28 protein-coding genes are annotated in these 23,300 nt (G+C 66.8%); 12 read left to right on the top strand and 16 right to left on the bottom strand.

Annotation, left to right across the window (positions count from 1 at the left end; genetic code table 11):
* Positions 1-107: 107 nt before the first annotated feature.
* The 3 genes from dinB to sigJ form a co-directional block, all read right to left on the bottom strand.
* The gene (dinB, locus tag ACGFNJ_RS19035; RefSeq protein ID WP_393449338.1) at positions 108-1,340 is read right to left on the bottom strand and encodes a DNA polymerase IV; all 1,233 of its coding nucleotides are present in this window, start codon (positions 1,338-1,340) and stop codon (positions 108-110) included.
* Positions 1,341-1,383: 43 nt separating this feature from the next.
* Positions 1,384-2,583 (bottom strand): FAD-dependent monooxygenase, encoded by a 1,200-nt coding sequence (locus ACGFNJ_RS19030; protein ID WP_393449335.1) that lies wholly within the window; start codon positions 2,581-2,583, stop codon positions 1,384-1,386.
* Between the two features lie 178 nt (positions 2,584-2,761).
* Entirely contained in the window at positions 2,762-3,655 is an 894-nt protein-coding gene (sigJ, locus tag ACGFNJ_RS19025) for an RNA polymerase sigma factor SigJ (RefSeq protein ID WP_393449332.1), read from the bottom strand.
* A gap of 131 nt (positions 3,656-3,786) precedes the next feature.
* On the opposite strand from sigJ, the gene ACGFNJ_RS19020 reads away from it, so the two are divergent.
* Together ACGFNJ_RS19020 and ACGFNJ_RS19015 are read left to right on the top strand one after the other, a co-directional pair.
* Positions 3,787-4,359: an NADPH-dependent FMN reductase gene (locus ACGFNJ_RS19020; RefSeq protein WP_393449329.1), complete on the top strand. Its 573-nt coding sequence runs from the start codon at positions 3,787-3,789 to the stop codon at positions 4,357-4,359.
* Between the two features lie 37 nt (positions 4,360-4,396).
* The gene (locus ACGFNJ_RS19015) at positions 4,397-4,837 is read left to right on the top strand and encodes a YybH family protein (RefSeq protein WP_393449326.1); all 441 of its coding nucleotides are present in this window, start codon (positions 4,397-4,399) and stop codon (positions 4,835-4,837) included.
* A gap of 2 nt (positions 4,838-4,839) precedes the next feature.
* On the opposite strand, the gene ACGFNJ_RS19010 is transcribed toward ACGFNJ_RS19015, so the two are convergent.
* Positions 4,840-5,460 (bottom strand): TetR/AcrR family transcriptional regulator, encoded by a 621-nt coding sequence (locus ACGFNJ_RS19010; protein ID WP_393449323.1) that lies wholly within the window; start codon positions 5,458-5,460, stop codon positions 4,840-4,842.
* Positions 5,461-5,582: 122 nt separating this feature from the next.
* Between ACGFNJ_RS19010 and ACGFNJ_RS19005 the strand changes: the two genes are divergently transcribed.
* Positions 5,583-5,978 carry a nuclear transport factor 2 family protein gene (locus tag ACGFNJ_RS19005; protein ID WP_393449320.1) on the top strand — a complete coding sequence of 132 codons (396 nt, stop codon included), beginning with the start codon at positions 5,583-5,585 and terminating at the stop codon, positions 5,976-5,978.
* Between the two features lie 157 nt (positions 5,979-6,135).
* Here the strand turns inward: ACGFNJ_RS19005 and ACGFNJ_RS19000 are convergent, their stop codons facing one another.
* The 3 genes from ACGFNJ_RS19000 to ACGFNJ_RS18990 form a co-directional block, all read right to left on the bottom strand.
* Positions 6,136-6,675, bottom strand: a complete 540-nt coding sequence (locus ACGFNJ_RS19000; protein ID WP_393449317.1) for a hypothetical protein — start codon at positions 6,673-6,675, stop codon at positions 6,136-6,138.
* A gap of 260 nt (positions 6,676-6,935) precedes the next feature.
* Positions 6,936-7,577, bottom strand: coding sequence for a DsbA family protein (locus tag ACGFNJ_RS18995; protein ID WP_393449314.1), 642 nt, complete (start codon positions 7,575-7,577; stop codon positions 6,936-6,938).
* A gap of 52 nt (positions 7,578-7,629) precedes the next feature.
* Positions 7,630-8,088 (bottom strand): ester cyclase, encoded by a 459-nt coding sequence (locus ACGFNJ_RS18990; RefSeq protein WP_393449311.1) that lies wholly within the window; start codon positions 8,086-8,088, stop codon positions 7,630-7,632.
* A gap of 88 nt (positions 8,089-8,176) precedes the next feature.
* On the opposite strand from ACGFNJ_RS18990, the gene ACGFNJ_RS18985 reads away from it, so the two are divergent.
* Together ACGFNJ_RS18985 and ACGFNJ_RS18980 are read left to right on the top strand one after the other, a co-directional pair.
* Positions 8,177-8,536 (top strand): winged helix-turn-helix transcriptional regulator, encoded by a 360-nt coding sequence (locus ACGFNJ_RS18985; protein ID WP_393449308.1) that lies wholly within the window; start codon positions 8,177-8,179, stop codon positions 8,534-8,536.
* 25 nt (positions 8,537-8,561) lie between these two features.
* A complete protein-coding gene (locus ACGFNJ_RS18980) occupies positions 8,562-9,341 on the top strand; it encodes a hypothetical protein (protein WP_393449305.1) in 780 nt (259 codons plus the stop codon).
* Here ACGFNJ_RS18980 and ACGFNJ_RS18975 read toward each other — a convergent pair.
* Positions 9,290-9,886, bottom strand: coding sequence for an imm11 family protein (locus tag ACGFNJ_RS18975; RefSeq protein ID WP_393449302.1), 597 nt, complete (start codon positions 9,884-9,886; stop codon positions 9,290-9,292). The two genes, ACGFNJ_RS18980 and ACGFNJ_RS18975, sit on opposite strands and share 52 nt — an antisense overlap.
* Before the next feature lie 225 nt (positions 9,887-10,111).
* Between ACGFNJ_RS18975 and ACGFNJ_RS18970 the strand changes: the two genes are divergently transcribed.
* From ACGFNJ_RS18970 to ACGFNJ_RS18955, 4 genes are all read left to right on the top strand, one after another.
* Positions 10,112-10,606, top strand: coding sequence for an NUDIX domain-containing protein (locus tag ACGFNJ_RS18970; RefSeq protein WP_393449299.1), 495 nt, complete (start codon positions 10,112-10,114; stop codon positions 10,604-10,606).
* A 180-nt stretch (positions 10,607-10,786) separates the two neighbouring features.
* Entirely contained in the window at positions 10,787-11,191 is a 405-nt protein-coding gene (locus ACGFNJ_RS18965; protein WP_393449296.1) for a BlaI/MecI/CopY family transcriptional regulator, read from the top strand.
* Entirely contained in the window at positions 11,188-12,138 is a 951-nt protein-coding gene (locus tag ACGFNJ_RS18960; protein WP_393449293.1) for a M56 family metallopeptidase, read from the top strand. The genes ACGFNJ_RS18965 and ACGFNJ_RS18960 overlap by 4 nt, the downstream gene beginning before the upstream one ends.
* Positions 12,139-12,153: 15 nt before the next feature.
* On the top strand, positions 12,154-13,254 hold the full coding sequence (locus tag ACGFNJ_RS18955) for a winged helix DNA-binding domain-containing protein (RefSeq protein ID WP_393449290.1): 1,101 nt from the start codon (positions 12,154-12,156) through the stop codon (positions 13,252-13,254).
* A gap of 90 nt (positions 13,255-13,344) precedes the next feature.
* Here the strand turns inward: ACGFNJ_RS18955 and ACGFNJ_RS18950 are convergent, their stop codons facing one another.
* Together ACGFNJ_RS18950 and ACGFNJ_RS18945 are read right to left on the bottom strand one after the other, a co-directional pair.
* Positions 13,345-13,872, bottom strand: a complete 528-nt coding sequence (locus ACGFNJ_RS18950) for an NUDIX domain-containing protein (protein WP_393449287.1) — start codon at positions 13,870-13,872, stop codon at positions 13,345-13,347.
* 89 nt (positions 13,873-13,961) lie between these two features.
* Complete coding sequence (locus ACGFNJ_RS18945; RefSeq protein WP_393449284.1) at positions 13,962-14,759, bottom strand: prolyl oligopeptidase family serine peptidase; 798 nt, start codon at positions 14,757-14,759, stop codon at positions 13,962-13,964.
* A 105-nt stretch (positions 14,760-14,864) separates the two neighbouring features.
* Here ACGFNJ_RS18945 and ACGFNJ_RS18940 point away from each other — a divergent pair, with 105 nt between their 5' ends.
* Together ACGFNJ_RS18940 and ACGFNJ_RS18935 are read left to right on the top strand one after the other, a co-directional pair.
* Positions 14,865-15,263, top strand: coding sequence for an NUDIX domain-containing protein (locus ACGFNJ_RS18940; protein WP_393449282.1), 399 nt, complete (start codon positions 14,865-14,867; stop codon positions 15,261-15,263).
* Between the two features lie 31 nt (positions 15,264-15,294).
* The gene (locus tag ACGFNJ_RS18935; protein WP_393449279.1) at positions 15,295-15,792 is read left to right on the top strand and encodes a hypothetical protein; all 498 of its coding nucleotides are present in this window, start codon (positions 15,295-15,297) and stop codon (positions 15,790-15,792) included.
* Positions 15,793-15,823: 31 nt separating this feature from the next.
* On the opposite strand, the gene ACGFNJ_RS18930 is transcribed toward ACGFNJ_RS18935, so the two are convergent.
* From ACGFNJ_RS18930 to ACGFNJ_RS18915, 4 genes are read right to left on the bottom strand one after another with little or no spacing between them, the layout of a single operon-like run.
* The gene (locus ACGFNJ_RS18930; RefSeq protein WP_393449276.1) at positions 15,824-16,423 is read right to left on the bottom strand and encodes an ATP/GTP-binding protein; all 600 of its coding nucleotides are present in this window, start codon (positions 16,421-16,423) and stop codon (positions 15,824-15,826) included.
* Positions 16,404-16,778 (bottom strand): DUF742 domain-containing protein, encoded by a 375-nt coding sequence (locus ACGFNJ_RS18925; protein WP_069161094.1) that lies wholly within the window; start codon positions 16,776-16,778, stop codon positions 16,404-16,406. Before ACGFNJ_RS18925 ends, ACGFNJ_RS18930 begins: the two co-directional genes overlap by 20 nt.
* Entirely contained in the window at positions 16,775-17,200 is a 426-nt protein-coding gene (locus ACGFNJ_RS18920; RefSeq protein WP_069161093.1) for a roadblock/LC7 domain-containing protein, read from the bottom strand. The genes ACGFNJ_RS18925 and ACGFNJ_RS18920 overlap by 4 nt, the downstream gene beginning before the upstream one ends.
* Positions 17,201-17,202: 2 nt before the next feature.
* On the bottom strand, positions 17,203-19,551 hold the full coding sequence (locus ACGFNJ_RS18915) for a nitrate- and nitrite sensing domain-containing protein (protein WP_393449272.1): 2,349 nt from the start codon (positions 19,549-19,551) through the stop codon (positions 17,203-17,205).
* Between the two features lie 203 nt (positions 19,552-19,754).
* Between ACGFNJ_RS18915 and ACGFNJ_RS18910 the strand changes: the two genes are divergently transcribed.
* Entirely contained in the window at positions 19,755-21,341 is a 1,587-nt protein-coding gene (locus tag ACGFNJ_RS18910; protein ID WP_393449269.1) for a succinic semialdehyde dehydrogenase, read from the top strand.
* A gap of 110 nt (positions 21,342-21,451) precedes the next feature.
* Here ACGFNJ_RS18910 and ACGFNJ_RS18905 read toward each other — a convergent pair whose 3' ends face one another.
* Together ACGFNJ_RS18905 and ACGFNJ_RS18900 are read right to left on the bottom strand one after the other, a co-directional pair.
* Positions 21,452-21,853 carry a DUF779 domain-containing protein gene (locus tag ACGFNJ_RS18905; RefSeq protein ID WP_393449266.1) on the bottom strand — a complete coding sequence of 134 codons (402 nt, stop codon included), beginning with the start codon at positions 21,851-21,853 and terminating at the stop codon, positions 21,452-21,454.
* Between the two features lie 159 nt (positions 21,854-22,012).
* Complete coding sequence (locus tag ACGFNJ_RS18900; protein ID WP_393449263.1) at positions 22,013-23,260, bottom strand: transcriptional regulator; 1,248 nt, start codon at positions 23,258-23,260, stop codon at positions 22,013-22,015.
* Between the last annotated feature and the right edge of the window lie 40 nt (positions 23,261-23,300).

Here is a 23,300-nt window from a genome sequence, read left to right as displayed (position 1 = left end):
CGCTTCGAAGGCCGTCGGAAAAGGCTTGTTGGAGAAGGCGTTTCGGAACACTGTGAAGGCGATCGAGGCACGCGGCAACGGCGGAGCGGCCGGCTCGACGACGTGAGTCAGTCCGGGAGCATGGGCACGGACAGGCCTTCGCCGCTGCGGAGTAGTGCGGCGCGGGTGACGGCGGCGGAGCCGAAGCGGTGGCGCAGGTCGTCCAGGGTGGCGTCGAGGGTGTTGGTGGCGCGCGGCCCGAAGGGGAGGGTGAGTTGGAAGGGGTCGGCGTCGGCGAGGTTGGTGAGCGACAGGCCGATCAGGGTGAGGCCGCGTTCCTGGATGGTGGGCATGGCGGCGGCAAGCAGGGTGCGGGCTGCGTGCAGGATGGTGTCGGTGTGATCGGTGGCCTCGGTCAGGGTGTGGGAGCGGGTGGCGCGGGCGAAATCGTCGAAACGCATGCGCAACACCACCGTTCGGCAGATGCGGTCGGCGGTGCGGAGTCTGCGCCCGAGCCGATCGGTGAGGCCGTGCAGGCAGGCCTCGATCTCGTCGGGTTCGCGCGGGCCGCGACCGAGGGCCCGCTGGGCGCCGATGGAGCGGCGGCGCACGCCGGTCTCGACGCGGCGTGGGTCGCGGGCCCACGACAGAGCGTAGAGGTGGCGGGCCGCGCCAGGGCCGAGGATGGCCCGCAGTGGGCTTTCGCCGAGATCGGCGAGCTGACCGACCTTCGTGATGCCGTGCTCGTGCAACGTGCGGGCGGTGACTTCGCCAACGCCCCACAGTCTTTCGATCGGCAGCGGATGCAGGAAGTCGAGTTCGCCGTCGGGCGGGACACATCGGAGCCCGTCGGGTTTCGCGACGGCGCTGGCCACTTTCGCCAGGAACTTGGTGCGGGCGATGCCGACCGAGATCGGCAGGCCCACCTGGTCACGCACTGCGCTCCGCAAGCGCTCGGCGATGCCGATCGGTTCCCCCGCGATCCGGCGCAGACCGCCGACATCGAGGAACGCCTCATCGATCGAAATGCCTTCCACCACCGGCGTTGTGTCGTGAAAGACCTCGAACACCGCCTTGCTCGCCGCCGCGTACGCCGCCATCCGCGGCGGCACCACGATGGCATGCGGACACAACCTGCGCGCCTGCCGACCGTTCATCGGCGTGCGCACCCCGAATGCCTTCGCCTCGTAACTCGCGGCGAGCACCACCCCGCTGCCGACGATGACCGGCTTGCCGCGCAGCTGCGGATTGTCCCGCTGCTCGACCGAGGCATAGAACGAGTCGAGGTCGGCGTGCAGGATCGACGCTTCGGCCCGCGCTTGTATCCGCGGGCGAGGTGCGGAGGTGCCGGACACGAACATATGTTCGCATAGACCTCCGACAGGTGCGTCGATTCCTGCCCGGTCAGGCTCCCGGGCCGACCCGAGTCCCGGAGTCCGGCACTCCTGCGTAGTCGGGCAGCTCGACGCCGTTGATTGCGCGCTCGATCAGGTCGGCGAACTCTTGGCTCTCGAAATCGATGCTCGGCTCGGCGCCCGCTCCGGCGACGCTGTGCACATGCAACCGGCCGATCTCCTGGTTGGCCTCCACGAACGAGCGCATCCGCTGCTCATAGGCCGCGAACCCGACCTCGGGATCCCAGTCGGCGGCAGCCAGTTCCCCGGCCAGCAGGTAAGCGCCGACCAGAGCCAGCCCGGTGCCCGCCCCCGACATCGGCGATGCACTGAACGCCGCGTCCCCGAGCAACCCGACCCGTCCGCTCGACCAGCGGTCCATCACCACCTGGGCAACCTGGTCGAGATAGAAGTCGGGGGCGTCGTCCAGGTGCGCGAGGATGTCGGAGGTCAACCAGCCGAAGCCGTCCATCCGCTCGCGCAGCAGACGCTTCTGCGCCTCGACGTCGCGGTAGTCGACATCGAAATCGGCTGAGGGGAACGAAAACATCGCCATCGCCCGGATGGCGTCCTGGATGGGCCGCAGGCCGGCCGAGCGCCCGGACTCCTGGTAGTCGAGGAGCCAGCGGTCCAGGTCGAACTTGTTGGGCACGCTGTAAAAAGCAAGTACGAGCCCGAGGTGGCGGACGAACTGTTCGTGCGGTCCGAAAACTGTGGCGCGCAGCGCCGAGTGCAGTCCGTCCGCGCCGATCACCAGGTCGAAGCGCCGCTGGTCGCCGCCCGCGAAGGTCACGTCGACACCGTCCGCGTCCTGGGTGAGTTCGGCGATGCGGTCGCCGAAGATGTACTCGACACCGTCGCGGGTGTCGTCGTAGAGCACCTGGGACAGGTCCCCGCGCAGGATTTCGATCTCCGCGATGTATCCGTCGCCGCCGTTGTCCTCGGCGCTGTAGGTCTCCAGCACGTTGCCGTCCGCGTCAACGGTGTGCGCGCCTGCGGTATCGGTGCAGGCCGCGCGGACTTCCGCATCGAGGCCCATCCGCCGGATGACTTCCTTGGCGATCCCGCGCGCGTCCACTGCCTGCCCACCGGGGCGCAGTTCGGGGGCGCGCTCCACCACCGTCACCTCGGCTCCCCGCCTGCGCAGCCAGTGCGCCAGCGCGGGCCCCGCGATGCTCGCTCCCGCCACCAACACTCTGGTACCGCTCACTTCCGCCTCCTGTTTACCCGTCCGGAGCATGGTCCGGATCATTGCATCTGGTCTGACCCACCGATGTCGGTGTATCCAGAGGTATGGACGACGGGTCCAACCAATATTCATCGGTGCAGCCCAGATCGTGTCCCCAATCCTGCGAACACGCAATCGAACTGCTCGATGCAGGCGCGGCTCAGCTGTCCGATGCGATCCAGCGGCGCAGCTTCTCGGGATTGCGGATCGCCCAGATGCGAGTGATACGACCGTCGGCGATGTCGAAGGCGTAGACCGAGACGATGGCGTCGTCGACCAGGGCCACCAGGCCCGGTTGGCCGTTGACGGTGCGTTCGAGCAGCTGCACCGTGGCCCCGCGGGCGGCGATCTCGAGCCAGGCCCTGGCGATCTGCGTGCCGCCGGTGATCGGTTCGCGGAAGGCCGGTGCCAGGCCGCCGCTGTCTGCCGTTGCGATCGCCTGCGGATCGAGCAGGCCGATCAGCGCCTCGATATCGCTTGTCTCCCAAGCTCTTTTGAAGTCTCTGACCACGGCCGCGTGCTCGGCTTTCGACGGTTGCGGCGTGCTGCGAATGCGGCGGCGGGCGGAGGACGCGAGTTGACGGCAGGCCGCAGGGGAGCGGCCGACGATGTCGGCGACTTCGGTGAAGGAGTACCGGAACACGTCGTGCAGCACTAACGCCACCCGTTCGGCGGGCGTCATCGAATCCAGGACGACGAGAAAGGCCATGCTGATCGACTCGTCGAGGGTGACGCGGTCGGCGGGATCGGCGAAGGGGTGGCCGCCGAATTCGGAACGGTCCGGTACCGGCTCCGGAATCCATTCGCCCACATAGCGTTCCCGCCTGGCGCGGGCCGAGCCGAGCAGGTCGAGGCAGATGCGGCCTGCGACCGTCGTCAACCAGGCCGCGGGCGTCGTGATGTCTCGGCGCTGCTGCTCGGTCAACGCATACCAGCGCGCGTAGGTCTCCTGGACCGCGTCTTCGGCTTCGGCCAGCGAACCGAGCAGGCGGTAGGCGAGGTTGATCAGCTGACGGCGTTCGCTGATCACCGCGCCCAGGTGCGGATCGGTCATGGCTGCTCCCTAAGTTCGGTCGATCCCTTACCGAACCGACGAAATAGTGGCCCGAAGTGTGAGCCTGACATTCCCGTTGGCTGCGTCGTCGGATGGTGGTGACCGTTTCCGCAGAGCAGGAGTTTCCAACCATGACTCGAATCGCCATCATCCTCGGCAGCACCCGGCCCAACCGCAACGGACCGCAAGTCGCGCAGTGGGTGCTCGAAACCGCGTCGCGTCGCGGCGATGCCGAGTTCGAACTGATCGACCTGCGTGATCATCCGTTGCCGCATTTCGACGAGCCGGTGGCGCCGATGTTCGGGCCGTCCGTGCACGCGCACACGCGGGCCTGGGCCGAGCGGATCGCGCCGTTCGACGGGTTCGTGTTCGTGACGCCCGAGTACAACCATTCGACTCCCGGCGTGGTGAAGAACGCCATCGACCATCTTTTCGTGGAGTGGGCTGACAAGGCGGTCGGGTTCGTCTCCTACGGGGTGGATGGTGGCGTGCGCGCGGCGGAGTTTCTGCGGTTGGTGTGCAGCGCTTTGCGCATGGCCGTGGTGAGCCATCAGGTGTCGATTTCGGTGCTCACCGATTTCGAGAACCACACCACCTTCACGCCGAACGATCGGCACGCCGCGACCTTGGACAGGACGTTGGATCAGGTTGTCGCTTGGAGTACCGCGCTTGCGCCGTTGCGGTCTGCGGTCACGGTCGCTTGAACGCCTTGCCAGTAGCTGAGATTCGAAAGGATTCGCAATGCCTACTCAACGTGAGGTCGACGAGGCCGCGCTCGCGCAGCAAGTCGACAAGATCATCGAAGGAATCCAGGCCAAGGATATCGAAGCCCTGAAGCGCTGTTACGCAACGGATGTCGTGTCCTTCGACGTCGAGCCGCCGCTGCAGCATGTCGGGGTGGACGCGAAAATGCGGAACTGGGCGAAGGTATTCACGTTCTTCACCGAGGTGACCTACGAGCTTCGTGATCTGACGCTCACCGTGGGTGACGAGGTGGCGTTCGGCCACGGCTTCGGTCGCTTGCGCGGCACGCTGCAGAACGGAACCACCACCAGCGGCATGTGGGTCCGAGTCACCTTCTGCTACCGGAAGATCGACAGCACCTGGCTGATCACCCACGACCAGGCCTCGGTGCCGTTCGATGTGTCGACCGGCAGGGGAGTGGCCGACCTCGAACCCTGAAACTAGTTGTGCGCCTTCGGGTCGAGCGTCAGGCCGGAGATGAGCTGCTCGATCACCGCGCGAATGGCTGCGGTGTCCTCGGTGGGGTTGTCGGAATGCGCGAGATATTGGGCTGCCTCGTCCAGTGCGCCGACGATGACCAGCGCCAACGGGCGCACGGGTTGGGCCATGATGCGTTTCGCGGCGATGGCGCCGGCCAACGCGTTCTCGACCCGGCCGATCGTGTGGCGCAGTTCGATCTCGCGCCACCGGCTCCAGCCGAGTACGGCGGGTCCGTCCAGCAGCGCGATCCGCCGTACCTCGGGCGCGGTCGAGGCCTGCAGCCAGGCCAGACAGCCGACGATCAGGTTGGCGATCGGATCGGGCGAAGGCGACTCGGCGATCGCGGCGCCGATCACCTCGACGAGGCCGCGTTCGAGGTCCTCGAAGACCGCCTCGAACAGGTCGCGCTTGTCGTTGAACTGGTGGTAGAGCGCACCGCGGCTGACACCGGCCGCCTCGGCGACCGCAATGGTGCTTACGGCCCCGTACCCGTGCTGCCCGAACAGGTCTCGCGCGGCACGGATCACGGCGCCGCGGGTCGAGGCCGAGCGTTCGGCTTGGGTTCGGCGATCAGCGTTCATGGCGACGTCGAAGTCTAGGGCAGGACCGAATCTGTCTGCGATTCGGCTCATTTCGGCCCGGGCTCGGTGCTACCCTCCTGGAACATACAGTCATCCTGTTTGTATCTTAGAAGGATCAGCATATGTCCGCTGCCACCAAAGATCTGTTCGACCGCTACCACGCCTGCTGGGCTGGGCGCGACCCCGACCGCATCGTCGAATTACACACTCCCGACTCGATTTTCCACCTGCACTCCGGTCGCGAACCTGCGCGCGGGCGTGCCGAGATCCGCGCCGCCGCCGCGGAAACCTTCGCGCTGGTCCCCGATCTCGTCTTCACCCTGGTGAACCTGCGCGTCGGAGACGACTTCTGGGCTGTTCAGTGGAAGCTGTCCGGCACGTCGGTCACCGGCGCCGCCGTCGACGTGGACATCGCCGATATGGTGTACGTCGAGAACGGTGCGGTGCGCGAAAAGCACACCTATGTAGACGGTGTGGCGATGCAGGCCGCGCTGGCCGCACCCGCCGAGATCATTTGAGATAGACGGGACGCGTTCTGGCACGCGCCATTTCGCCGATGAGCCGCGTCTCCGGTTGACGGCAACTCGGGGACACGGCTCAGTCCGGAATCGATGCGTGATTCTGTTGCACGGTCTCACCTGCAAGGCCGGTGCCGCCATGACGCCGTGCGGTCGGTCAATTCTTGCTGATGGTCAGAGCGACCTTCGCTGGACCCAATTGTGCGAGCCCGGGAGATATGAGGCAGTCCGTCGTCCGCGGCGTCGTAAAGGCAATCTGCTCGGTCACCGTGCTGCCGACGAACTCGCCCTTCACGACGGCGCCGGTGAGGGTCACCGTGGACTGACCACCGGCATCCTTGATGGCGCGGTCGAAGGCGAAGGTGCTCGAACGTCCGTCGCCCCAACGGAACACCCTCGTTCCACTCGATTCGGCAAAGAAGGTGGCACAGGACAACGTCGCTGAGCTTTGCTCGCTGTAGCTGCCCGCGATGATGCCCGGGTCCGATGAGCTGCATGGGGACAGAACTCCGTTGACTGCATAGCTGACCGGTTGTGGGGTCTGTCGCAGTCCCGGCTCATAGGTCGCCGTCTCGGTGCCCTCACATGCCAGATCGACTGACACCGCTGCCGCGTGTGGTGTCAGTCCGGCGACGCTGCCACCGGCCAAAGCGGCAACGAGCAGTCCGACCATGGAGCGTGCACGGCTGTTGATCATCTAGCCAGATCCCTTCCTCGTGCTTCCTGGTAGATCTGTCGTGCTGCGGCCCGGGCGGGTCCAGTGCGTCTTCCTGCTTATTCGATCCCGCGGGCGGCCCGGATCGGATGACCCGCCGCGCGGCCAGCGTGTCGGATATATCCGATTCGGCGCCTGTCGTACGCGGACGCGTGCTTTCCGGCATGACGAGTGGCACATGGCTGCGGCATCGTGCGAGTAGAGCTCTCCACCATGTGCCACTCGTCGCGCGGTTACCGGTGTTAGAGGGGGACCGTGGCGAGGATGCTGTCGAGGTGTTCGCCGATCTGGCTCGGGGCGGTGTGCGTGACGTCGAGAATGCGTGGGCCGGAGCCGGTGTCGAGGAGCAGGGTGGGGTAGGACTCGACGCCCAGTATTCGGGACTGAGTGAATTCGCGCCGGGCTTGCTGGTGGCGGACCGGGTCGGTGAGGGCGGCTGCCGCGGTGTCACCGTCGAGGTCGTACTGCTCGGCTATGGCGCGGTAGGTGTCGGGGTCGGAGAGGCCGCGGCCGTCGTGATAGAAGGCGTAACTCATGGCAGAGGCGAGGTCGAGCACCTTGGCCGGCGCCAAGTCGCGTAGTCCGGCCAGGCCGGCCGCGGCGTCTTCGGAATCCATCACGAAGTCACCCTGTTCGAGCAACGTCAGGAAGGCGGGGCCGAAGACGGCGCCGGTGTGTGCGGTGACGCGGTGCCTTGCGGTGGGGATGTGGCGGAGTTCGCGGATCGGCACGCGGCGGGATCCGGTGAACAGGCCGCCCGACACCACCTCGACGGCTAGGTGCGGGCGATCGGCGACGGCGCGGCGCAGCCACGGCGTGAATCCGTAGCACCAGCCGCAGTAGGCGTCGAAGGCGTAGATCAGGAGCGGTCTGAACGGTGCCATGGTCGTTCCCTTTCGAAAGTGGTTGCGGTGGTTTCTGGTTCGACCTTTCGAGTCAGGCCTTGACCTGCATGGTCAGCTGGAGCAGCTCCTCGACGTGGTAGATCTCGGCGATCTTGCCGTCGACCACACGGACGATGTCGGTGCCGTTGAAGGCCACGGGCTTTCCGCTGGCAGGCAGGCCGAAGGCGTCGCCGGTGTGCACGGCGGTCATTTGCCAGTGGTTGACCACCCAGCCGTCGGACAGTTCCTGCTGGAACAGGATTCGATGCTGGGTGTCGGTGAACCCGTCGCGCACCTCGCGGATCAGGTATCGCATGCCGTCGAGTGCGTTCGGTACGCCGGGGACCGGGTTGTGGTCGATGAGGTCGGGGGCGAAGACCTCGTCGACGGCTGCCACATTGCCGGTGTCGTAGAGCTCGTAGTTGCGGCTGGCCACCCGCAATGCGGTGGTCGGGGCCGTGCGGACCATCTCGGCTGCGGTGTTGGCTTGCGGGTCGATGGTGAGGGTCATGATGTTCTCCTGAGGTTTGCTAGCGGGTGGACAACCGTTATAGTTCCTTCGGGGAACCAGTTACTTCAAATGAACTATTGGAGCTATCGTGAGTGATGTCGATCACCTGTTGCCGGAATGCCCGATCGCGCGGTTCCTGGTCATCCTCGATGGACCGTGGGCCACCCTCATCGTGCGAGAGCTACTCGACGGCCCCACCCGCTTCTCTCAATTGCGTTCCGCCCTACCGGGAATCAGCCCCAAAACGCTCTCCTCGCGCCTGCAGCGCTTCCAAGAAACCGGGCTGGTGACACGCACCGCTTACGCCGAAGTACCGCCCCGCGTCGAATACGAACTGACACCTGCGGGTCGCCGGTTGGACGCTGTCCTGGCCGCCATGGCGGACTGGGCTGAACGCGACCTTCCTCGCACAACCACCGCATCGGCAGAAACGGTCGCAGTCTCTTAGTGAGAGTCCGCTTACGGTGGTGGCCATGCAGGGAGGTGCGGTCGGCGCGGTGGAGGAGTTGGCGCGTGGGGCGGTCGAGTGGATGCTCGCGCAAGCCGAGGTGGGGGAGCACGGGCCGGCCTGGCGGCCGGTCGTCGGCGAAGCGGAAGTGGACCCCACCCTGTATCACGGGGGCGCGGGGATTGTGTTGGCGCTGCTCGAGGCGCACGAGCATTTCGGGGACGATCGGTACGGGGAGGAGCGGGAGTCCTCGCCCTGGCCTGCGACCGTCTCGTTGCCCAGCCCGACCCTGTTGCCCGCCGCCAGGCTCGCGAATTCGCCGACGTTCTGGTCGAAGACCTCACCGGGCGCGCCACCATCGACCAGGCAGGAGTCCGCTGGTCCAACCACGAGCATCGCGTCACACCCAGCGACTTGGCGCCACGGCCAGGCTGGGCCATGGGAAACGCAGGCATCGCCCGAGAGCTACTGCGCTACGCACGCGTCTGCCATGGACGGCCGCCCGGATACGCCGTGCAGTGGCCCGGCCATCCCTCGGCGGCATCCCCGGGTTCCGATCAAATCAGTCGCCAATCCGCGAGGCAGGGCACACAATCGCGCCATGCGTGACCTGGATCCGACGCCGGACGCGTTGATTGTCGACAGCGTCCCGCCACTCCGCGCCGCCGAGATCGCCGCCGAATGGTTCATCGGCATCCGGGAGCGGACATGGTTTGTCCGTGTGCCAGGAAGCGGCGCAAAGAAATCGAGCACTCACACGACCCGGTCGGCCTCGAAAACCTCGGCGTCGAAACGGTTTCCGTAGGATCCGTTCTCGGTGTCCCACACTGCCTTGAACCACAGCCCGGTGAACCCGGACGCTTCGATCTCACGCACGATCTCGTCGGTGTAGAAGATTTCACCGTTGTAGAGCTGCTGTGGGATCTTGAACACGGCTCGCGGCGGAATCCGGTCCGGATGGAACGCGTGGGACTCGATCATCATGATCTCACCGGAGCTGAACCGGGCAATTTTGGCGGCACTCTCGTCCAAGGCGTCTACGACGTTCAGCACGTTGAACACCGCGAGCCGGGCGTCGGGGAACTGTGCGGGCAGTAGTTCTCCGAACTCGGCGAGCACAGGACCGAGGACGTCGATAGCCCGGTCCTTCAGCACTAGGGTCGCGGAGAGGAACCAGGGGAAGTCCGACGGCTTTTCGTTCCCGTCCTCGCGAATCGACTCCATCTGCACCGTCCGCCAGGAATCCGCCTTCGGGACACCCGCGAAAGTAAGGTGTTCGAAGGTGTCATCACTGTCGACCGGCATGGCCCACTCGAAGCCTGCGCGGGGAGCACCCACGTAAATCCTCATGCATTCTCCTCGCTCGAGTCGGGCACCGGCTGATCCCCGCACATCGCGTGCCATCCTCGCAATCAACCCTGATGCGACCAACCCCCCAGATCTGGTAGCAGCTCCACTACCGGCACCTGCCGATCTCCAACAACGACCTCCGGCACCGCATCAGCCATTCATTCGATCGAGCGTGAAACTCCAGCGGACAAGGTGAAATAGCCTGCGGCGCATAGGGTGTGTTCTATGCAGTCGGAGATCGCTGAGCACATTGCCTCGCTGCCTCGTAAGCGGATGGGGGCTGGCGCGCTGTTCGTCGATGAGCTGGATCGGGTGATGCTGGTCGAGCCGACATATAAGGACTACTGGGAACTGCCGGGTGGCGTTGTGGAGGCGGAAGAGTCGCCCTATTCCGCAGCTGTCCGGGAGGTTCATGAGGAGTTGGGCCTCACGGTCGCGTTGGGGCGACTGTTGGTGGTGGACTGGGTTCCTTCAGGTCTCTATCCCGGTGACGGCGTGATGTTTGTCTATGACGGTGGAGTGTTGAGTGCTGATCGGACAGCAGCGATAGACCTTCAGGCAGAAGAGCTTCGGAGCTGGGCGTGGTGTGACGACGGCGAGGTTGCGGCGCGACTCCCCGATGTATTGGCTCGACGGGTGCGGGCAGCGCGTCGCGCTCGTGTCGAGGGGGCGATGGCATATCTGGAGGATGGTTTCGCTGTCGGTCAGGCTGCGCCCTGAGGTTTTCGGCGCGGTTGAGCCGAATCGTCCAGGTGCGATGCGGCGAGGTCCAGCGGCGGCAACACGCTCACCCATCCCTGTCGGACAACCCTTCGAATCTACGGGTTGACTACGTAGCAATTCGGGCGAACCGGTAGGCTGGCCCGACAGCAGGGCACGCTTGGATGAGGGAGTCGTACGGTGCGCGGATTTGGAGACCTGGAGGCGGTGATCATGGACCGCATCTGGGATCGGGACGCAGAAGACACCACGGTTCGCGAGATATTCGACGAACTGTCCGCGCAACGTGACATCGCCTATACGACGGTGATGTCGACGATGGACAACCTGCATCGTAAGGGCTGGCTGGCCCGCGAGCGTTCCGGCAAGGCATACAAGTACTGGCCGACCCTCACCAGGGAAGAGCACAGCGCCCGGCTGATGCTGGAGGCGCTCGGCGCGGGCGGGCGCTCCGATCTGGTGCTCAGCCATTTCGTCGACCGCATCAGTGCCGAGGAATCCGCCGGTTTACGCGCCGCCTTACGCAGGCTCACCGCCCGCAAGACCCCGGACGCGCCGCCGGGTGCCGGAGAGGCAGCCCCATGACGTTGGCTGTTGCTTTGATGCTCTACGGCAGCGCGGTCGCCACGCTCGGCCCGCCGGTGCTGCGGCGGCTGACCCGCCGCGGGAATGCGCCGCGTTTGGGCATCATCGCGTGGATCGTCGCCATCGCCGGCACGCTCGGCGCGTGGACCGCGGCCGCGGCCATGCTGACATTCGAGTTCGCCACCTACTGGGGACATCCGCACGACGCGTTGCGCGCGTGCCTTGCGCTCCTCTGGACGCCGATGGACGCGGACGGCAGTGGCGCGAAGCAAGCCGCCACGTTCGCGGTCGGCGCATTGGTCGCCGCCTCCACCATCGCGGTGGTCGCGCGGGCAGTCACGGTGGTGACCGATATGCGCAGGCGCACCAGGTCACATGCGAGGGCGTTGCGGCTGGTCGGACGCCGGGTGCCCGGTGTCGACGCGCTGGTGCTGGATTCGCCGCAGCGCCAAGCGTATTGCGTGCCGGGACAGCCGGACACAATCGTCGTCACGAGTGCCGCGCTCGACGCGTTGACGCGGGATCAGCTCGCCGCAGTGCTCGCGCACGAGCAGGCGCATCTGCGGGGCAGGCATGCGCCGCTCACCGCGGTGCTGCGCGCGATCGCGACAACGCTGCCCGGTTTGGCCCTGGTCACGGTCGGCAGCGCGGAGATCACGCGGCTGCTCGAGATGTGCGCCGACGACAAGGCCGCAGACAAGCATGGGTGCGAACCCCTGCTCGGCGGACTGCTCGCGATCCTCGGCGTGACCGAGCCGGTGCCCGACGGCGCGCTGGCCGCCGCCGGAACGGCCGTGCTGGCCAGGGCGCAGCGCCTGGTGGACCCGGTGAGCTCGCTCCGGCTCGCAACCACCCGCACGGCACTGCTCGGCGTAATCGCCACGACGGTAACCGGGTTCGCGGTCATCACGGCGACGGTGGCATTCTGTAGCGCCATACTCGGCTGATCGAAGGAGCACCCTGTGCCGCTGACCTGGGACCAGGTTTTCACCTGGCGGCTACGCAGGCAGTTCGTCGAACCGCGCGCCACGAGCGTCACCGAGATCGTCCGTCGCTTGTGCGGGGTGCAAGCGCAGGTCACCTCCGCCGCCGAAATGGCGGTGGCGCTGCGGAGTACGGCGCCGGAGTCGGGTGCGCTGGTGCGCGAGTTGCACGACGGCACCTTGATCAAGACTTGGGCGATGCGCGGCACGCTGCACGCACTCACCCCGGAGGCGGCCACCGCCTACCTGTCGCTGCTCGCCTCGACGCGGGTGTGGGAAAAGCCGGTGTGGCAGCGCAATTTCGGCGCATCGCCGGACGATGTCGCGGCATTGGGCGTCGAGGTGCGCCGCGTGCTCGACGGCAAGGCACTGACCCGCGATGAGCTTGTCGACGCCATCATCGCCGACCCGTCCTTCGATCGGCTCGGCGAACAGCTGCGGTCGGGGTGGGGCGCACTGCTCAAACCGCTTGCCTGGCAAGGATTTCTTTGCCACGGTCCGGCACAGGGCAGCAAGGTCACCTTCGCCGATCCGGCCCAGTTGATCACCGGGTGGCCCGGTCTGCCGGAACCCGATGCTGCTGCGCCGCTGGCGATCAGGTCCTATCTGAGCGCCTACGGCCCGAGCACGCCGGAGGCGTTCGATGCCTGGCTCAGCCGGGGCAGTGTCCGCAAACCTGTACTGCGCCGATGGTTTTCGGAGCTGGGCGACGACCTCACCGAGATCGAGGTGGAAGGCCGGCGCGGCTATCTCTGCACCGAGCACGTCGACGAACTCGCCGCGACCAAGCCGACGAAGTCGGTCCACCTGCTCGGCGGCTTCGATCAGTACGTCCTCGGTCCCGGCACCAACGACACCGCACTGCTGCCTGGCGACCATCGGGCCGAGGTGAGTCGCACCGCGGGCTGGATCTCCCCGATTGTCGTCGCCGGCGGCCGCATTGTCGGCACCTGGGAGCTCGACGAGGACACGGTGGTGGTGTCGATGTTCGACGACGCACCACTCCCGAAGAAGGGGCTCGGCACCGCGGTCGACCAACTCGGTGCCGCGCTCGGCCGCGACGCATTGACGGTGCGCTAGCAGCAGGGAGATACATGCCTCGAGAGTTTGGACTCATAGAGGTTCTGCGAATCGCGTTGAGCGCCTGCGCGTCAGGTGAAGGGCCGGAGGTCAGACGATGCGCTGGCCCTGCTCGCACAGCGCTGTCGCGCCCTGATCGACGGCCGCCAGTGCTGAGGCGATTCGGTCGGCGAGTATAGGTTTGACCTTGCGGCGGGCTTCGGCGACGGTGTGGAGGCTTGCCGAAAGGAGTTCGCCGTCGGCGAATTTCATTTCGGCGATGTCGTTGTCGGTGACTAGGCCGCCGTCGAAGACGAAGACGATGCCTTCTGGGCGTGCGTCGTACGGCTTGATGTAGTCCACTACCAGTAGTCGGCCGGGTGGGCGGTGCCAGCTCAGTTCCTCGGCCAGCTCGCGTTCCGCGGCGGCCCAGGGGGATTCGTCCTGCTCGACTACGCCGCCGGGTATCTCCCAGTTCGGTTCGTAGGAGGGTTCGACCAGCAGCACCCGCCCTGCTGCGTCGCGGAAGATCACGCCTGCGGCCATCCGCTTGCGGGCCAATCCCGCTATGTACTGCGCGGCCGGAAGCTCGCCGTCTGCTGATGGTTGACCCGAATCCGGTGTGCTCGGCTGCGGCATCTGCCGAACGTACTCCACTGCTTGCGAATATGGCTGGCTGTGGCGGGTATTCGGTCGTCTGGGCAGGCGGATTCCGTAGCTCGGCGACCTCAGCTTCCGTTGGCGAGGTGGCGGCCGAACCAGGTGGTCAGGGCGATGTCGACCTCACGGGTCAGGGGGAGTTGGGGAGCGGGTTCGATGCCGGGTTCTTCGGCGAGGGCGTGCGCCAAGCCGGGGATGGTGCGGAGTTCGGCGCGATCACCAAGGGCGGCGTCGAGGTTTGTTGCGTCGGTACGCAATCGAGGGTCGTCCATTTCGCCGCTGACGATCAGGAGCGGAGCGCGGGTGGCGATGGCGGGTGCTTTGGCGATGAAATCCAAGTCGTCTACGGCCTTTTCGGATTCGGCGTCGTAGGGGTAGTCGCCGGGGAAGAGGTCGACGACGGACCGCATTCTGATCGCGGCGTTGACGACGGCGGCGGCGAAGACAGGAGTCTCGGTGGTGGCGAGGATGTTCAGCGCGACCGCTCCGCCCAGCGAACCACCGAGGATCCCGATGGGGCCGTCGTCGACGGGGAGTTGGGTGCGGATCGCGGCCAGGGCGGCGGGGAATTCCTCGGTGGCCTGTTCGACGAACGGATGCAGGAAGGCCATCAGCGGGTCTTTCGTGAACAGCTCGACGATGGCGTCGGTGCTGCCGTTGATCATGCGGGCGCCGCACATCGGCATGGCGAGGTGCACTCGCCACGCAGGCAGGTCGTGCATCGGCAGCGCGGCGGCGAAGGCGGCGTCGGATCGCGGCGCATCCAGCATGTGCCAGGTGAGGATCAGCGGCGCGGTGGCGTTGTCGGCGGGTGGGAGCGCGGTGAACGGTACGCCCGCGGCGGTGCCGGTGATCGGTGACTGCATGCGGGTCATGCTAGGGCGGATGTCGGATACCTGGCATCGGTTATCGCCAGCAGCGAAACCGAGCCGGGTCGTCGGCACACAGAGCGCCGGGCCTAGGGTGCTGGGGTGGCGGACGCACAGTTGATCGATACGGTGGCGTGGGTGCGGATCGAGGGTGGGCGGATTCTGTGTGCCCGGCCGCGAGGAAAAGACGTCTTCTACATCCCCGGCGGGAAGCGGGAAGGCGACGAAACCGATCTGCAGACGTTGCTGCGGGAGATCGAGGAAGAGCTGACGGTGGCGTTGCTGCCGGACACGGTCGCGCACGTCGGCACGTACGAGGCGGTGCATGGGGCCGACCTCGTCGTGCGAATGAGCTGTTACAGCGCGGACTATCGCGGCACCCTCGCCGCAAGCAGTGAGATCGAGGAGATGGCGTGGTTCAGCTACGCCGATCGCGCGTTGGTGCCGCCGGTCGATCAGTTGCTGTTCGACGATCTGGTGGATGCAGGCCGATTACGGTGAGCCACAGCGGTAACCGGTTACCGTCGTCGGTATGAGCTGGGTTCGGATGTGGTTGCGCGCCGCAGGGTATGCGGTCTGGGCACTACCGCTCGCGATGAGCCCGGTGGCTACCCGGCTGCGGGTGCCCCGGCGGACGTTCGGTGAATCCGTCACGCCGCGTGACCGATTGGCATGGCGTGCGACGATGCATTCGGTGCTGAGTGCGGCGGTCGCGTTGCTCGCGATGTTCTTCGTTCTTCTCGCGGTGCTCGGCGCGGTGCGTGGCGTCGCTTATCCGCTGGTGGCGGGCGACAACCACGAGAACTCCTGGGGTGGGCCGACGTTGGTCGGCGCGTGGGCCGTGCACGCGGTACTCGGCCTCGGCGTGCTGCCGCTGTGGTTCGCGGCGCTCGCCGGGCTCGGTGCGCTCCAGATCAGGCTGGTCCGTGGCACTCTCGGCCGGGTGGGACCGCGTTGGCCGGTCCCTGTCGCGATGCTGCTGATCGCAGGCGGTGTGCTGTTGTTCGTCTGCTGGCTACACCAGGTGTGACCCGTCGAGTCGAACCCCGGCCGCCTCCGTCTCAGGTGGCGATCGGCTGTCGCTGCACGCGTTCGATGAGATGCTCCACCAGCGTCATCAGCACCGTCTTGCAGGACGCCCGATCGCGGGCATCGCACAGCATCACCGGAGTTTGCGGGTCCAGGTCGAGCGCATCACGGACCTCGTCGATGGTGTAGCGCGGCGCACCGTCGAAACAGTTGACGCCGACCATGAACGGCAGTCCGCGCCGCTCGAAGAAGTCAACGGCGGCAAAGGAATTACCGAGGCGGCGGGTGTCGGCGAGCACGACGGCGCCGAGCGCGCCGCGCGCGAGCTCGTCCCAGAGGAACCAGAAGCGGTCCTGTCCCGGCGTGCCGAACAGGTACAGCACCAGGTCCCGGTCGATGGTGAGCCTGCCGAAGTCGAGCGCGACCGTGGTCGTTGTCTTCGACTCCACGCCGGACAGATCGTCGACGCCGGTGCTGACCTCGGTGATCAGCTCTTCGGTGCGCAGCGGCGCCACCTCGCTGATCGCGGAGACCATGGTCGTCTTGCCGACGCCGAACCCGCCGGCGACGAGGATCTTGACCGAGGCGGCCAGGTGCGGCGTGCCGCTCGGGTCAAATTTTTCGGATTCCATCCAGTACCGCTCGCAATATGTTGAGGTCTTCGGGCCCGGCTTCCGTCGGGACGGGAGCACGGAATATGAGTTGCCCGTCGCCGATGAGGTCGCCGACGAGGATCTTCGTCACCGCGAGCGGTAAACGCAACTGTGCCGACACTTCGGCGACCGACTGCGAAACCCGGCACAGCCGAAGGATATCGGCGTATTCCGGTTCCGCCCGGCGCAGCGTGCCTGCCGAATCGTTGACCACCACGGACGTGAGCATGTCCAATTCGGGGCCTGCTCCGGTGGTGCGCCCACGCGTGAGCGCGTACGGGCGGACCAGCGGGCCCGCCGCTTCGTCGAACCAGGGCTCACGCGGGTGGGTCATGGCAGATTCGGCTCTCCTTGCCCGACAAGGTCATGTCGCGGCGTAGTGGACAGGTAGGTGCCGACCCGTTGTACGGTCAGGTTCATCTCGTAGGCCACCATGCCGAGGTTCGCGGACTCGATGGCTTGCAGTGCGAGACAGGCGTTGTCGCCTGCCGAGGTGACAAACAGTACGGCACGGTCGAGTTCGATCACGGCCTGGCGCACGCCGCCGCCGTCGAACCGGTTGCCCGCGCTGCGCGCCAACCCGTACAACGCGGACGACATCGCCCCGAAGTGTTCGGCGTCTTCCCTGGTCATCGCGCTGGAGCGGCCGAGAAGCAGTCCATCGGTGGACAGCACCACCGCGTGCCTGACGCCGGCCAGCCGATCGACGAGATCGTCGAGCAGCCAGTTGAGATCACCTGTCGGAGTAGCGGACACCCCTAACCTTCCTGTTCGTCCGGGATCGTAGCGGAGCGTCGGCCCTGCTTTGTCCCGTTCTCGATGGCGGACATGAGATCACGAGCCTGCTCGGCGGACCTGGCCTGCGCCGGGGGAGCGAACGGCGAGGGCGCCGGTTCGGCCAGTTGCGGAGGCAGATTGGTCTGCCTGCTGCGGCGTGGCAGGGCAGGCCTGGTGTCGCCGGGTGACGGCTGTGGCGGCTCCGGCTGTGCGCCAACCCCATTCATCGGTGGCGATTCGATCGCGAGCGTGGCGACGGCGCCGACCGGCTGGGGCTCGGACGACGACATGGACACCGGCGCCGCCGGAATGCGCCGTCGCCGACCGGGATCGGTGAGCTCGGCCGGGGTTTGATCGGGCACGCTGTCGGTGACGATGAGCGCGGAGGGGATGAGCACGATCGCCTTGATGCCGCCGTAATCGGATTCCGACAACCGCACCGTGATGCCGTGCCGGATGGCCAGCTGCGCGACGACGAACAGGCCGAGCCGAGAGTCCGCCGACAACGCGGCGACACCGAAATCCGGTGGCGTGCGCAGCATGTCGTTGAGGCGGGCCTGCTCGCCGTCGGACATGCCCATGCCCTGGTCGCTGATCTCGACGACCACGCCCTTGCCGACGACGTTGCCGCCGACCTCGACCCGGGATTGCGGCGGCGAGAAGGCGGTCGCGTTGTCGACGAGCTCGGCGAGCAGGTGGATGAGGTCGGCGACGACGGTGCCGAGGACGTGCACCTCGGGCAGCCGGGATACGCGAACCCTGGCGTAGTCCAGGGTTTCTCCGACGGCACTGCGCACCACGTCCATCAGCGGAACGGGGTTGCGCCACTGCCTGCCCGGCTGGCCGCCGCCGAGGATGGTCAGGTTCTCGGCGTTGCGGCGTTCCCGGGTGGCCAGGTGATCGAGCCGGAACAGGGTGTCGAGCAGTACCGGATCTTCTTGCCGCTGTTCGGCTTCGTCGAGGATCTCCAGCTGGCGGTGCACCACGATCTGGCTGCGGTGCGCGATGTTGAGGAAGACCGCCTTCACGCCTTCGCGGGTGCGGGCCTCGGCGACGGCCGCGCCGATGGCGGCGGCGTGCGCGTGCTCGAATGCCTTGGCCACCTGACCGATTTCGTCCTGGCCGAAGTCCAGGGACGGGGTTTCCGCGGCAGGGTCGATGATGTCGCCCTCGTTGAGCCTGCGCATGGTCTCGGGTAGTCGCTCGTCGGCCATCAGCAGGGTTTGCCTGCGTAGTCGCTTGAGCCTGCGGATGATTCGATTGGCCAGCACGAGCGCGATCAGGAACGCCACAATGCTGACGACCAGCACGCCGCCACCCGCGTAGAGCGAATTCGCCGCCGACGCAGTGGCTTTCTTCTCGGCCAGTTCCTGGGAGTGCCGGTTCTGCGAGATCCACACATCGATGAGGCCGCGGTTGACTTCGGATGCCGCGTTCTGCCACTCCGTCGTCGTCAACGGCAGCGGGGGCAGCGACTGCTTGGACGACGAGGCGGTGCTCGACGAGCCTGCGGAGTTGGTCGTCGAGGTCGGCTGCGCCACCAGATAGCGTTGCGCGACGGCGCTTTCCATCAGCGACAGCTGCTGCCAGGAGTTGCTGCCGGTGAGCGCCTGGATGCGTTGCTGCTGGGCGCCCGCGGTGCCCTGTTCGGTGGTCAGGTAGCCGATTTCGGTGTGGTAGAAGCCGACCTGGCGCAGGAACTCGTCGATCGGGATGGCCGAGGGCCCGTTCGAGGTGGCGAGCATGACGCCGAGTGCATTGCTGCGTGACATCGCCTCTGCCGCATTGAGAAAGCGCATGCCGTCGGCGATCGCGACGCCGATCTCGGTGTCCGGCGCGGTCTGCTCGGCGATGCCGGTGCCGACGGAGATGACGTCGAGCAGCCGGTTGTAGAACATGTAGGCATCCGACGGTTGCAGCTGGCCTGCGTCGGTCGCCATCCGCACCTGCGTCATCTGGCTGAGCAGGGTGTTGAAGCCCGCGACATCGTCGCCGATCTTGGAATCGTCGACTTCGCGCAGGCCGGTCGAGGCTTCGATCAGGCCGCGCATCGCGCCGTCGAGCCGGATCCTGGCCGCGGCAAGCGCGGGCGGCACGGTGTCGTCACCGGCGAGCTGTGCGAGGGTCAGGCGGCGCTCCTGCTGCACCGATTCCATCAACTCTCTGGTCGGCGGAATCGCCTGCTGATTCTGGACCGCCCAGTCCTTGGCCTTGGTCCCCTCGGCTACCAGATATCCCGCTGCGCCCACGCCGACCACAAGCAGAGTCAGGCTCGGAATGAGCGCGATCGCCAGAATCCGCGTACGAACCCCGAGCCTCGCTCTGAACATCGGCACAACCTAAACCAGAAATCGGACCGACCGACCAGACGGTCCCGCTGAGTGAGACTCGGTTTGACTTCGCTGCCGCACCGGGGTTTCGGCGGGTCGAAGCCGACATATCCGGCCGAATGATTGGCTGGACAGGCGAGGATCGATGGGGATTACCCGCCGGTAGGACATACCGGCGTAGATTGTGTGTATCTCACAGTTACATGAGATCTCACCCACACCATCAGGAGGCAACGATGCCCGCGCCGGAAGCCGCAGTCTTCGACCGTCTGAGCGCACTGGCCGCGATCGACAGCCCCGACGCGCGGTCACGCAAGACGATCGCCGAGACCTTTACCGGGAAGCCGCTCGGCAGCGTGCCCGTCGGCACCGTCGAGGATGTCGAGGCCGCGTTCGAGAAGGGCCGTGCCGCGCAAGCGCGCTGGGCCGAACGCTCGGCGGCCGACCGCGCCGCGGTGCTCGACCGGTATCGCGCGCTGGTGGTGGAGAACCGCGAATTCCTGATGGACATCGTGCAAGCCGAAACCGGCAAGGCGCGCTGGGCGGCGCAGGAAGAGATCATGGGCCTGATGTTCGCGGCCCGCTACTTCTCGAAACACGCTGCGCCGCTGCTCGAACCGCACCGGGTGCCCGGCGCGTTTCCAGTGCTCAACCGCACCTCGGTGGGGGCCAAGCCCAAGGGTGTCGTCGGCGTCGTCGCGCCGTGGAACTACCCGATGCTGCTCTCGATCGGCGACTCGATCCCCGCGCTGATCGCTGGCAACGCGGTGGTCGTCAAGCCGGACAGCCAGACCCCGTTCTCCTCGCTGGCCAACGCCGAACTGCTCTACCGTGCCGGCCTGCCCCGCGATCTGCTCGCGGTGGTGCCAGGGCCGGGCACCGTGGTCGGCACGGCCATCGTCGACCGCTGTGACTATCTGATGTTCACCGGTTCGTCCGCGACCGGCCGCACCCTGGCCGAGCAGTGCGGGCGCAGGCTGATCGGCTTCTCCGCCGAACTCGGCGGCAAGAACCCGATGATCGTCGCCAAGGGCGCCAAACTCGACAAGGTCGCCAAGGCCGCGGTGCGCGCCTGCTTCTCCAACGCCGGGCAGCTGTGCATCTCGATCGAGCGGCTCTACGTCGAACGCGAGATCGCCGACGAGTTCACCGCGCAGTTCGTCGCGGCCGTCAAGGCCGCGAAACTCGGTGCCTCCTATGACTATTCGGCCGATATCGGCTCGCTGATCTCCGAGGCGCAGCTGGAGACGGTGTCCAAGCACGTCGCCGACGCCACCTCCAAGGGTGCGAAGGTGCTCGCGGGCGGCAAGGCACGCCCGGATCTGGGGCCGCTGTTCTTCGAGCCGACCGTGCTCGCCGACGTGACCGACGAGATGGAATGCGGGCGCAACGAGACGTTCGGCCCGCTGGTGTCGATCTACCCGGTCGACTCGGTCGATGAGGCGATCCGGCTGGCCAACGACACCGAGTACGGCCTCAATGCCAGTGTGTGGGCGGCAAGCAAGTCCGAGGGCGAACGCATCGCCGCCCGGTTGCACGCGGGCACCGTGTGTGTCGACGAGGGCTACGCGCCCGCGTGGGGCAGCACCGCCGCGCCGATGGGCGGCATGGGCATCTCCGGTGTCGGGCGCAGGCACGGCCCGGACGGGCTGCTCAAGTTCACCGAGCCGCAGACCGTCGTGGTCACCCGCTTCCTGAATCTCGATGCGCCGCCGATGGTCTCGCAGGAATCGTGGCAGCGCTTCCTGATGACGGTGTCGCGCAGCCTGCGGTTCCTGCCCGGTCGCTGATCCGGTGTCCGCCAGGTGGTCGTGCCCACCTGGCGGACACCGCCTCCGGTTGGCCGCGCCGCGCAGAGCCGTCCGGTTCGACCGCGCAGGCTCGGGGCATCGGCGGAGGTTCAGGTCATCCGATCAGCACCGGTGCGCGGCGGTGACAGCAGCGCCGCCTCCGCATCGGTGAGCAGACGCGATCGGATGAGGAAGCGCACGCCGTCGGACGCCTCCAGGGAAAAGCCGCTGCCCCGGCCGCTTGTCACATCCACGGTCAAGTGGGTGTGCTTCCAGAGTTCGTACTGATCGGCGCTCATCCAGAATTCGGTGTGCCACGGCAGATAGCCGAACAGCACGTCCGCCCGCCCGATCTGGTACTCGCGTATCGGAAAACACAGTGGCGAGCTGCTGTCACAGCAACCACCGGCGGACTGGTGTAACAGCACCGCACCGTGCTGTTCGATCAACTGCCGCAAAACATCTCGCGCCCGCTCGGTGATGGCGACGCGATGGGTTCGGTGCTGCTGCATCAGCAGTTCCCGAGTTCGGTGCACACTACTTTCTCGACGGACCCCGGTCTGGCATAGATCATGGCGTCGCTCCTCGCAGCATCTCTGTGATCGGGCAACTATGAACCGTGAAGGTTGGCGTGAGGTTGGTGCCGTCTGCCACCTGCGCTGGAACGCGTTCTAGGCGTGTAGCGCGGTGTGCAACCTGGCGGCGACCACGGCGCGACGCACGTCGTCGATGGGTAGCAGGCGCAGCGCGTGCTCGTGCACCGCGATATCGCCGGGTGCGCGTTCACCGAAGGCGACGGCATGCTCGGCGCGGTCGCTGGCCAGCACCGCATTGCGCACGCCCACATCGAGATACGCGCGCCACTGCACCACGCCCGGGGTGTCCGAGCCGGGCAGCAGCGGGCCGCGATAGAGCCACACGGCCGAGGTGGTGTCGCCCGCCGCGATGGCGGCCAGCAAGTCGACGGCATCGCAGGCGACCGGGCCGGTCAACAGCCAGCGACGGGTGGCTATCTCGCCGCCGGTGGCGCGGCGCAGGTGCGAGACATCGGCTTTGAGGGTGCTGGTGGAGACCGCGCGATCGCCGTAGACGGCGGCGTGCAGTTGTTCGGGGGTGAACCCGTCGGGTTCCAGGGCGAGCAGCGCCAGGATCTCCAGCTGCCGCGGCGGCAGCGGCACCGGCCTGCCGTCGCGCATGAGCCGTGCGGCGCCGAGACATTCGAGGCGAACACCGGGCCGAGGCGCGGGTTCGGCGGCGCGCAGCATGGTTTCGACGGCGGTGACCAGGGCCCGCACCGAGGTCAGCACCAGCGGGTGCGAGCGGTCCCATGAGCTGGACAGGTCGAGCACGCCGACCTGGCTGCCGTCGGGTGCGTGGATCGGTGCGGAGTAGCACACCCAGCCGTGCAGCGCGGCGATCAGATGTTCGGCGGAGAACACCGAGCACGGGCGGTCGTCGTGCAGTGCCAGCGATAAACCGTTGGTGCCCATGTGGCTTTCGTCCCAGCAGCCGCCGGGCGCGAAGTTCACCTGTTCGGCCTGCCTGCGCAGGGATCGGTCGCCCGCCGACCACATGATGGTGCCCTCGGCGTCGGTGACCACGGCGAGATACCCGGAGTCTTCGGCGATGCCGCGCAGGTCACCGGCGAGTTCGGTGATGGGGGCGCGCAGCGGGGACGCCGACCAGCGGTCGGCGATGTCGTCGAATCCGGGGGCGACGGTGCGGGCCGGGTCAACGGTGTGCAGCGAGCGCTGCCAGGATTGAGCGACGTCGCTGCGTAGCAAGGTGGTTCGTGGCGGTGGCGGACCTGGCTTGCGCGCTGCGGTATCCGGAGCCGTAGCCCAGCGCTCCCATTCTTTTTCCAGTTCGGCCCGCTGTTGGGTCAGGGTGCGGAACTGCGCCACTTCGGGGAACCCCATCGTTGTGTGAGCTCACATTCGCTCTCTCATTCTGGCGTAC

The sequence above is a fragment of the Nocardia sp. NPDC049149 genome (genome assembly GCF_043197455.1).
Lineage (GTDB): Bacteria > Actinomycetota > Actinomycetes > Mycobacteriales > Mycobacteriaceae > Nocardia.
The sequence above is the reverse complement of the archived record's forward strand: the minus strand, read 5'-3'. Positions and strand labels throughout refer to the sequence as shown.

Bases quoted from the DNA above. Each gene is read 5' to 3' on its own strand.
- ACGFNJ_RS18970 (WP_393449299.1), top strand. From the start codon at position 10,112: ATGCAGTCGGAGATCGCTGAGCACATTGCCTCGCTGCCTCGTAAGCGG.
- ACGFNJ_RS18915 (WP_393449272.1), bottom strand. From the start codon at position 19,551: ATGTTCAGAGCGAGGCTCGGGGTTCGTACGCGGATTCTGGCGATCGCG.
- ACGFNJ_RS18905 (WP_393449266.1), bottom strand. From the start codon at position 21,853: ATGCAGCAGCACCGAACCCATCGCGTCGCCATCACCGAGCGGGCGCGA.
- ACGFNJ_RS19000 (WP_393449317.1), bottom strand. From the start codon at position 6,675: ATGATCAACAGCCGTGCACGCTCCATGGTCGGACTGCTCGTTGCCGCT.
- ACGFNJ_RS18945 (WP_393449284.1), bottom strand. From the start codon at position 14,759: ATGCAGTCACCGATCACCGGCACCGCCGCGGGCGTACCGTTCACCGCG.
- ACGFNJ_RS19010 (WP_393449323.1), bottom strand. From the start codon at position 5,460: ATGAACGCTGATCGCCGAACCCAAGCCGAACGCTCGGCCTCGACCCGC.
- ACGFNJ_RS18900 (WP_393449263.1), bottom strand. From the start codon at position 23,260: ATGGGGTTCCCCGAAGTGGCGCAGTTCCGCACCCTGACCCAACAGCGG.
- ACGFNJ_RS18990 (WP_393449311.1), bottom strand. From the start codon at position 8,088: ATGACCCTCACCATCGACCCGCAAGCCAACACCGCAGCCGAGATGGTC.
- ACGFNJ_RS18980 (WP_393449305.1), top strand. From the start codon at position 8,562: ATGCAGGGAGGTGCGGTCGGCGCGGTGGAGGAGTTGGCGCGTGGGGCG.
- ACGFNJ_RS18975 (WP_393449302.1), bottom strand. From the start codon at position 9,886: ATGAGGATTTACGTGGGTGCTCCCCGCGCAGGCTTCGAGTGGGCCATG.
- ACGFNJ_RS19015 (WP_393449326.1), top strand. From the start codon at position 4,397: ATGCCTACTCAACGTGAGGTCGACGAGGCCGCGCTCGCGCAGCAAGTC.
- ACGFNJ_RS18950 (WP_393449287.1), bottom strand. From the start codon at position 13,872: ATGCCGCAGCCGAGCACACCGGATTCGGGTCAACCATCAGCAGACGGC.
- dinB (WP_393449338.1), bottom strand. From the start codon at position 1,340: ATGTTCGTGTCCGGCACCTCCGCACCTCGCCCGCGGATACAAGCGCGG.
- ACGFNJ_RS19005 (WP_393449320.1), top strand. From the start codon at position 5,583: ATGTCCGCTGCCACCAAAGATCTGTTCGACCGCTACCACGCCTGCTGG.
- ACGFNJ_RS18935 (WP_393449279.1), top strand. From the start codon at position 15,295: ATGAGCTGGGTTCGGATGTGGTTGCGCGCCGCAGGGTATGCGGTCTGG.
- ACGFNJ_RS18925 (WP_069161094.1), bottom strand. From the start codon at position 16,778: ATGACCCACCCGCGTGAGCCCTGGTTCGACGAAGCGGCGGGCCCGCTG.
- sigJ (WP_393449332.1), bottom strand. From the start codon at position 3,655: ATGACCGATCCGCACCTGGGCGCGGTGATCAGCGAACGCCGTCAGCTG.
- ACGFNJ_RS18910 (WP_393449269.1), top strand. From the start codon at position 19,755: ATGAGATCTCACCCACACCATCAGGAGGCAACGATGCCCGCGCCGGAA.
- ACGFNJ_RS19020 (WP_393449329.1), top strand. From the start codon at position 3,787: ATGACTCGAATCGCCATCATCCTCGGCAGCACCCGGCCCAACCGCAAC.
- ACGFNJ_RS18995 (WP_393449314.1), bottom strand. From the start codon at position 7,577: ATGGCACCGTTCAGACCGCTCCTGATCTACGCCTTCGACGCCTACTGC.
- ACGFNJ_RS18930 (WP_393449276.1), bottom strand. From the start codon at position 16,423: ATGGAATCCGAAAAATTTGACCCGAGCGGCACGCCGCACCTGGCCGCC.
- ACGFNJ_RS18960 (WP_393449293.1), top strand. From the start codon at position 11,188: ATGACGTTGGCTGTTGCTTTGATGCTCTACGGCAGCGCGGTCGCCACG.